Raw genomic sequence first — 7,881 nt, forward strand, 5'->3', positions numbered from 1 at the left:
CGAAACGGAGAGCCGGCTGTGCGCGTACCCGGACTGGTCCTGACCATGCTCGTGGCTCTGGCCGCGGCAGGCGGCTGCTCCACCGCCGACGCCGCGTCGCCCCCGGCCGGCGAACCGGCGGCGATCGGCACCACCGGGACCGTGCCGCAGGCGCTCGCCTTCACCGGGACCACGCTGGACGGCGCCGAGTTCGACGCGGCCGCCCTCGCCGGCAAGCCCGCGCTGCTCTGGTTCTGGGCGCCGTGGTGCGCCACCTGCGCGAGCGAGGCCCAGTCGGTCGCCGACCTCCACGACGAGTACGGCGACCGGCTGGGCATCCTCGGCGTCGGCGGTCTCGGCACCGTCGACGCCATGAAGGAGTTCGTGGCCGAGATGCAGGTCGGGGCGGTGCCGCACATCAGCGACCCGGCCGGCCGGATCTGGCAGCGGTTCGGCATCGCCCAGCAGAGCTGGTACGTCTTCGTCGACGCGGACGGCACCATCAGCCACCGCGGTTACCTCGACGACCTCCAGCTGACCGAGAAGGTCCGCGAGTTCACCGCGTGACCGGGGCCTTCGCCCGCAGCACGGTGAGGAACTCGCGCATCCACGCCGGGTGGTCCGGCCAGGCCCGCGCGGTCACCAGCAGCCCGTCCACCTGCGCCTCGCTGTCCGCGAAGGCGGCGCCGGCGGCGCGCACGTCAGGGGCGCAGGCCGGGTACGCGGCGACGGTGCGCCCGGCGAGCACACCGGAGGCCGCCAGCACGAGCGGGCCGTGACACAGGGCCGCCACCGGCTTGTCCGCCTCGAAGAAGTGCCGCACGATCCGCCGGCAGTGCTCGTCGTTGCGGATGTATTCGGGCGCCCGCCCGCCGGGGATCACCAGCGCGGCGTAGCCGGCCGGGTCGACGTCCGCGAACGCGGTGTCGGCCGGCCAGCTGTGCCCCGGCTTCTCGGTGTACGTGTCGAAGCCGTCCACGAAGTCGTGCACGACGAACTGGAGCTTCTTGGCGGACGGCGCGGCGATGTCCACCGCGTACCCCTCCTCCAGCAGACGCTGGTAGGGGTACATCACCTCCAGGTCCTCCGCCGCGTCGCCGGTCAGGAGCAGAATCGTGGCCATCGTCGCCTCCACACGTCGTCGTGGGTCCTGTCGCCATTCTGCTGCCCCGCGGCCGAGATCGGTGAAGCTCGTCTAGCGGACGGCGTCGCTCCAGGTCTGGTTCTGGTCGGTGGTGGTCCAGTCGCGCTTCTCGGCGGGCATCACGATCCAGAGGACCGGGTAGATCAGGATCTGGCTGCCCGGGATCACGAAGAGGATCAGCACGAAGAGCAGCCGCGCGATCCACGGGTCGAGCCCGAACCGGCGGGCCAGGCCTGCGCAGACACCGGCGATCATCCGGCCGTCCTGCGGGCGGACCAGGCCCTGGCGGGCGAGCGAGTCGTGCACGGCGTTCATGGTGGGTCTCTCTTTCCCGTAGTGGGTGATACATCAAGAGTGCGGCCGGCGGCCTCGCGGAACCATCCGGCGACGCCCGGATCCGACCCTGAGAAAGCCCTCCGGGACGCGTACGGGAGACCCCGCCCGATACAGTGCAGCCGGCGAGAGAAGAGGACCGTGGCGGCGGTCGGGGGGCGTAACGATGGTCGATAGAACTGTGCCGGGGGAGCGGGCCGCGCCGCTGCGTCCACGTGATCCGAAGAGCCTCGGCGAATACGAGCTGGTGGGCCGCCTCGGCGAGGGCGGGATGGGCACCGTCTACCTGGCCCGCACCGCGGCCGGCGTGCTGGTCGCGGTGAAGATGGTGCGCGCCGACCTGGCGCACGACGACGAGTTCCGCCGCCGGTTCCGGAGCGAGGTGAACCGGGCCCGGCAGGTGCCGCCGTTCTGCACGGCCGAGGTGCTCGACGCCGACCCCGACCACGAGCATCCCTACCTCGTCGTGGAGTACGTCGACGGACCCACCCTGGCCGAGGTGGTGGAGGAGCGTGGCCCGCTCACCAGCGCCAACCTGCACGGCGTGGCGATCGGGGTGGCCACCGCGCTGACCGCCATCCACGGCGCCGGGGTGATCCACCGCGACCTCAAGCCGCGCAACGTGCTGCTCGCGCCGGGCAGCCCCAAGGTGATCGACTTCGGGATCGCCCGGGCCATGGAGGCGACCAGCGCGAACACCCGCACCGACCAGATGGTCGGCACGGTGGCGTACATGGCGCCGGAGCGGTTCGGCACCGAGGTGGAGATCCCGATCACGCCGGCCGCCGACGTGTTCGCCTGGGGGAGCGTCGTGGCGTTCGCGGGCACCGGGCGCACCCCGTTCTGGGCCGACTCGCCGCCCGCCACGGCGGCCCGGATCCTCACCCAGCCGCCGCGCCTCGACGGTCTCGGCGGACCCCTACGGGATCTTGTGGCGCACGCGCTGGAGAAGGACCCGGCGAACCGGCCGAGCGCGCGGGAGCTGCTCGATCTGCTGGTCTCCTCCGGCGAGCGGCCGGCCGCCACCGCGGCGGCCTTCGCCGATCAGCCGGACCTGAAGGCCGCGGCGGTCGAGGCACAGGCGGTGACCGGGGTGACGCCGTCGCCGGAGTCGCCGTCGCTGTCCCTGTCGATCCCGCCCGGCCTGGTCGGGTACGACGAGAACTCGATCATCACGGTGCCGATCACCGAGGCGCCGACCACGGCGGGCACGCCGGCCGGCCCGGCCGAGCCGCCGCGGGGCGGCCGCCGCTGGGCGCTGCCGGCCGGGATCGCCGTCCTGATCGCCGCGGTGGTGGCCGGCGCGGTCATGCTCGCGCTGTCGCTGCGCGCGCCGGACGGGAACGAGGCCGGCGGCGACGGTCCGGCGGGTCAGGCGCTGATCGACGACGGGCTGCGCAGCCCGCTGTTCTGGCGCGCCACCGAGATGCCGGAGGAGACGGCGAGCTGCCGGTTCGACGACGCGCTCGTGGTGCACCGGGACCTGGAGGGCACGTACCGCTGCAGCGGCCCGCTCGACGCGATGCCGGCCGACCTGCGCGCCGAGGTCGGGGTCCGGCTGGTCACGAAGGACAGCTGCGCGGCGATCTGGTTCCGCTTCGAGGCGAACGTGGGCTACCAGCTGCGGGTCTGCGAGCGGAACCTCTACCTCGGAGTGCACCGGGCCGGCAGGGTGACGGTGCTGAAGACGTTCCCGATCTCCAGGGCGCCGATCGAGCTGGGCGCCGCGCCGACCACGATCTCGCTCTCCTACACCGGGGAGGCGTTCGAGGTGCTGCGGGACGGGACGCCGCTCGGGACGGCGACGCTGACCGACGAGCAGATCACCGGCGGTCAGCTGGTGCTCGGGATCTTCACCGAGCGGGACGCGCCGCGGAAGGGTCCCTACGAGGTGGCGTTCACCGACGTGAAGATCTGGGCCGCCGGCTAGAGCGGCCCAGATCCTCGTCGTGGAACGTCAGTCCCGGGTCAGGCCGGCCCGGCGCAGGGCGTCCGCCATGGCGCTGTTGACCGGAGCCGGGGCCCCGCCGCCCTGACGGCCGCGCTGACCGCCCTGCTGGCGCGGCTGGCCGCCCTGCTGACGCGGCTGACCGGTCCGCTGGCCCTGCCGGTTCTGGCCGCCGCGCTCCTGCCCGCCACGCTCCTGGCCGCCCCGGTCCGGGCGCGGGCCCCGGCCCCGGTTCGGCTCGTCCTGCAGGCGCATGGAGAGCGAGATCCGCTTGCGGACCGGGTCGACCTCGAGCACCCGGACCTTCACGACGTCGCCGGACTTGACCACCTCGCGGGGGTCCTGCACGAACTTGTCGGAGAGCGCCGAGACGTGCACGAGGCCGTCCTGGTGCACGCCGATGTCGACGAACGCGCCGAACGCCGCCACGTTGGTGACCTGACCCTCCAGGATCATGCCGGGCGTAAGGTCGGCGATCTTCTCGACGCCCTCGGCGAAGGTGGCCGTCGTGAACGCCGGGCGCGGGTCCCGGCCCGGCTTCTCCAGCTCCTTGAGGATGTCCGTGATGGTCGGCAGGCCGACCGTGTCGGTGACGAACTTGTCCGGCCGGATGCCCTTGAGCAGCGGGCTGTTGCCGATCATCGTGCGCACGTCCGAGCCGGCGTCCGCCGCGATCGTGCGGACCAGGGCGTACGACTCGGGGTGCACGCTGGACGAGTCGAGCGGGTCCTCGCCGTCCCGGATCCGGAGGAAGCCGGCGCACTGCTCGAACGCCTTCGGGCCGAGCCGGGCCACCTTCTTGATCTCGTTGCGGTTCTTGAAGCGGCCGTTCGAGTCGCGGTACATCACGATGTTCTCGGCCAGCCCCGCGGTGATGCCGGAGACCCGGGTGAGCAGCGGCGCCGAGGCGGTGTTGATGTCCACGCCGACGCCGTTCACGCAGTCCTCGACCACGGCGTCCAGCGAGCGGGCCAGCTTCACCTCGGAGATGTCGTGCTGGTACTGCCCGACGCCGATCGACTTCGGGTCGATCTTCACGAGCTCGGCGAGCGGGTCCTGGAGGCGGCGGGCGATCGAGACGGCGCCGCGCAGCGACACGTCCAGGCCGGGCAGCTCCTGCGAGGCGTACGCGGACGCCGAGTAGACCGACGCGCCCGCCTCGGAGACGACCACCTTGGTCAGCTTCGCGTCCGGGTGCCGCTTGATCAGCTCGGTGGCGAGCCGGTCGGTCTCCCGGGAGGCGGTGCCGTTGCCGATCGCGATCAGCTCGACGTCGTACCTGCTCGCCAGCGCGGCCAGCCGGTGGATCGACTCGTCCCACTTGTTCTGCGGGACGTGCGGGTAGATCGTGTCGGTCGCGACGACCTTGCCGGTCGCGTCCACGACGGCCACCTTCACGCCGGTGCGGAAGCCCGGGTCGAGGCCCATCGTGGCGCGGGTGCCGGCCGGGGCGGCCAGCAGCAGGTCGCGCAGGTTCGCCGCGAAGACCCGGACGGCCTCGTCCTCGGCCGCCTCGCGCAGCCGGACCCGCAGGTCGGCGCCGAGATGGATGAGGATCCGGGTCCGCCACGCCCAGCGCACCGTGTCGACCAGCCAGCGGTCGCCCGGCCGGCCCTGGTCGCCGATGCCGTTGCGCCCGGCGATCCGGCCCTCGAAGTAGCCCTCGTCCTCCTCCGGGTGCGGCTCCATGGTGAGCTCGAGGACGTCCTCCTTCTCGCCGCGCAGCATCGCGAGGATCCGGTGCGAGGGCAGCTTCGCGTACGGCTCGGCGAAGTCGAAGTAGTCGGAGAACTTCGCGCCGTCGGTCTCCTTGCCGGTGCGGACCTTGGCGACCAGCCGGCCGCGCTTCCACATCTGCTCGCGGAGGTCACCGATCAGGTCGGCGTCCTCGGCGAACCGCTCGATCAGGATGGCCCGGGCGCCGTCCAGCGCCGCCTGCGCGTCCGCGACGCCCTTCTCGGCGTCCACGAAGGCCGCGGCGGCCGCCTTCGGGTCGACCGTGGGATCGGTCAGCAGACCCTCGGCGAGCGGCTCCAGACCGGCCTCGCGGGCGATCTGGGCCTTGGTCCGGCGCTTCGGCTTGAACGGCAGGTAGATGTCCTCCAGGCGGGCCTTCGTGTCGGCCTCGAGGATCTGCTGCTCCAGGGCGTCGTCGAGCTTGCCCTGGGAGCGGATCGACTCCAGCACCGCGGCCCGGCGGTCCTCCAGCTCCCGCAGGTAGCCCAGGCGCTCCTCGAGCGTGCGCAGCTGGGCGTCGTCGAGGGTGCCGGTCACCTCCTTGCGGTAGCGGGCGATGAACGGAACCGTGGCACCGCCGTCGAGCAGCTCGACGGCCGCCGCGACCTGACCTTCCCGTACCCCGAGTTCCGAGGCGATGCGCTGATGGATAGCTGTCGTCACGCCGACGATTGTTACCGAGGCCGCCGCGCCTTGTCGCGCCGCCCCGCGCGGCGGGCCACCGACGATCACCTCGCGGACGATGCGCTCCGGGTCCGGGTTCCCGGAGCGCCCGGATGTGATACTGCGAATTCCAAGGTCAAGATCTGCGGGGTACGGCGTCCGTCGTGTACCGCTCGCGGGGGATGTCCGGACCGTCGCCGGACCGGCGCGATGCCCCGGAGTCCCTCGATGTCGCGAATGTCACGATCGCCCCGGCCGCGCCTCCGGTGGCGGCGACCGCGCCGGCGTGCTCCCCGGCCGCGCCGGAACCGGCCCTCCGGGGCGTCCGGACCGCCCGTGACCAGCGCTGTCATCGCTGCCGGCACCGCACCGGGACACCGGGGACCGGGGTGCCCGGAAGGGCGACCCACAAGTGTCACCGCTCCCGTCGGCACACACTACGTAGGAGGTACTAGAGACAACGGAATTGGGCTTTGGCACTCTTGTCACATGACGCTTGCTGTCCGGGCGGTCGCCGCCACTGATCAGGGCCTGGTCCGGTCCAACAACGAAGACGCCGTCTTCGTCGGAAATCGACTGTTCGTGGTGGCGGACGGCATGGGCGGGCTCCCTGCCGGGGAGCTGGCGAGCGACATCCTGGTGCAGACGCTCAGCACCGTCGACACCACGCCGGACACCGGCGAGCCGCTGCAGGATCTGATCGCCGCGCTGCAGACCGCGAACCAGCGCATCGAGGCCGCCGTGGCCGACGACGACGCCCGCGACGGCATGGGCACGACGGTGACCGCCCTGCTGCTCTCCGGCGACCGGCTGGCCGCCCTCAACGTCGGCGACTCCCGCTGCTACCTGCTGCGCGACGGCGACTTCCAGCAGCTCACCCGCGACGACACCTACGTCCAGGCGCTCGTCGACCAGGGCGTGCTCACCCCGGACGACGCCCGCCGCCACCCGCAGCGCGCCCTCGTGACCCAGGCCGTGCAGGGCGGCCCGTTCCGCCCGGCCGGCCGGATGATCCCGGCCCGGGTCGGCGACCGCTACCTGCTCTGCAGCGACGGCCTGTCCGACTACGTCGAGGACGCGGTGATCGCCCAGACGCTGCGCGAGGTGGCCGACCGCAAGGAGTGCGCGGGCACGCTGGTGCAGCGCACCCTCGACAACGGCGCGCCCGACAACGTGACCGTCATCGTCGCCGACGTGGTCGAGGCCTGACCGCCGCGCCGCCCGGGCGCTCTCACCCGGGCGGTCTCACCCGGGCGGGCGGAAGAAGCGGTCCGGGCCGGCCGCGATCAGCTCCTCCTGTCCGCCCGGCGGGGCCGGGGAGGCGCAGGCAGATGGCCCGCACCCGATCGGTCACGGTGGGCATGCCGCTATCCTCACCCCGTGCTCATCGCGACGGAACGGCTCGTGCTGCGGCGTTTCCGGGCCTCGGACGCGGCGCGGCTCGCGGAGTACCGGTCGGACCCCGGGGTGGCGCGCTACCAGTCGTGGGAGGCGCCGTTCCCGATCGAGAAGGCCGAGGTCGCGGTCCGGAACTTCGCGGCGGGTTCGCCGGACGTGGCCGGGCACTTCCAGTACGCCGTCGAGCTGGCGGCGACCGGGGAGCTCGTCGGCGACGTCTACGTGCGGCTGCACGACAACCTCAGGCAGGCCGAGATCGGCTTCACGGTGGCGGGGGAGCACCAGCGCAGGGGCTACGGCTCCGAGGCCGTCAGCGGCGTCCTGGACCGGCTCTTCGGGCGTCAGGGACTGCACAAGGTGACCGGCGAGTGCGACGCCCGGAACGCGGCGTCGGCGGCGCTCATGGAGCGGCTCGGCTTCCGGCGGGAGGGGCTGCTGCGTCAGCAGACGTTCATCAAGGGCGAGTGGACCGACGACCTGCTGTTCGGACTCCTGTCGACGGAGTGGTCCCGGGACTGACAGAAGAGGGGCGCAACCGCTCACGCAGGTCGCGCGGCGCGGCGAGCGCAGCGAGTCCGGGCCGCGCCCTCGGCGTGAGTGCCCTGTGTCAACCGGCGGGTTGGGTTTGGTTGAGTAGGTTTTGCAGGGCGCGGTGTTCGGCCGGGTTGTAGGGGGTGTT

At 72.6% G+C, this 7,881-nt stretch carries 7 protein-coding genes; 4 read left to right on the forward strand and 3 right to left on the reverse strand.

Annotation, left to right across the window (positions count from 1 at the left end; translation table 11 throughout):
- Positions 1 to 18: 18 nt before the first annotated feature.
- Positions 19 to 546, forward strand: a complete 528-nt coding sequence (locus AB0G10_RS41875; protein ID WP_360935721.1) for a redoxin domain-containing protein — start codon at positions 19 to 21, stop codon at positions 544 to 546.
- On the opposite strand, the gene AB0G10_RS41880 is transcribed toward AB0G10_RS41875, so the two are convergent.
- Together AB0G10_RS41880 and AB0G10_RS41885 are read right to left on the reverse strand one after the other, a co-directional pair.
- A complete protein-coding gene (locus tag AB0G10_RS41880; protein WP_360935723.1) occupies positions 536 to 1,102 on the reverse strand; it encodes a DJ-1/PfpI family protein in 567 nt (188 codons plus the stop codon). The two genes, AB0G10_RS41875 and AB0G10_RS41880, sit on opposite strands and share 11 nt — an antisense overlap.
- 72 nt (positions 1,103 to 1,174) lie before the next feature.
- Positions 1,175 to 1,438, reverse strand: a complete 264-nt coding sequence (locus tag AB0G10_RS41885; RefSeq protein ID WP_360935726.1) for a PspC domain-containing protein — start codon at positions 1,436 to 1,438, stop codon at positions 1,175 to 1,177.
- A 184-nt stretch (positions 1,439 to 1,622) separates the two neighbouring features.
- Between AB0G10_RS41885 and AB0G10_RS41890 the strand changes: the two genes are divergently transcribed.
- Positions 1,623 to 3,386 carry a serine/threonine-protein kinase gene (locus AB0G10_RS41890; protein ID WP_360935729.1) on the forward strand — a complete coding sequence of 588 codons (1,764 nt, stop codon included), beginning with the start codon at positions 1,623 to 1,625 and terminating at the stop codon, positions 3,384 to 3,386.
- Positions 3,387 to 3,413: 27 nt separating this feature from the next.
- Here the strand turns inward: AB0G10_RS41890 and AB0G10_RS41895 are convergent, their stop codons facing one another.
- Positions 3,414 to 5,804 (reverse strand): Tex family protein, encoded by a 2,391-nt coding sequence (locus AB0G10_RS41895; protein WP_360935732.1) that lies wholly within the window; start codon positions 5,802 to 5,804, stop codon positions 3,414 to 3,416.
- A 489-nt stretch (positions 5,805 to 6,293) separates the two neighbouring features.
- Between AB0G10_RS41895 and AB0G10_RS41900 the strand changes: the two genes are divergently transcribed.
- Together AB0G10_RS41900 and AB0G10_RS41905 are read left to right on the forward strand one after the other, a co-directional pair.
- Positions 6,294 to 7,013: a protein phosphatase 2C domain-containing protein gene (locus AB0G10_RS41900; protein ID WP_360935735.1), complete on the forward strand. Its 720-nt coding sequence runs from the start codon at positions 6,294 to 6,296 to the stop codon at positions 7,011 to 7,013.
- 171 nt (positions 7,014 to 7,184) lie between these two features.
- Positions 7,185 to 7,721, forward strand: coding sequence for a GNAT family protein (locus tag AB0G10_RS41905; protein WP_360935738.1), 537 nt, complete (start codon positions 7,185 to 7,187; stop codon positions 7,719 to 7,721).
- Positions 7,722 to 7,881: the final 160 nt, after the last annotated feature.

Source organism: Actinoplanes sp. NPDC023714, from assembly GCF_040639855.1.
Taxonomy (GTDB): Bacteria; Actinomycetota; Actinomycetes; order Mycobacteriales; family Micromonosporaceae; genus Actinoplanes.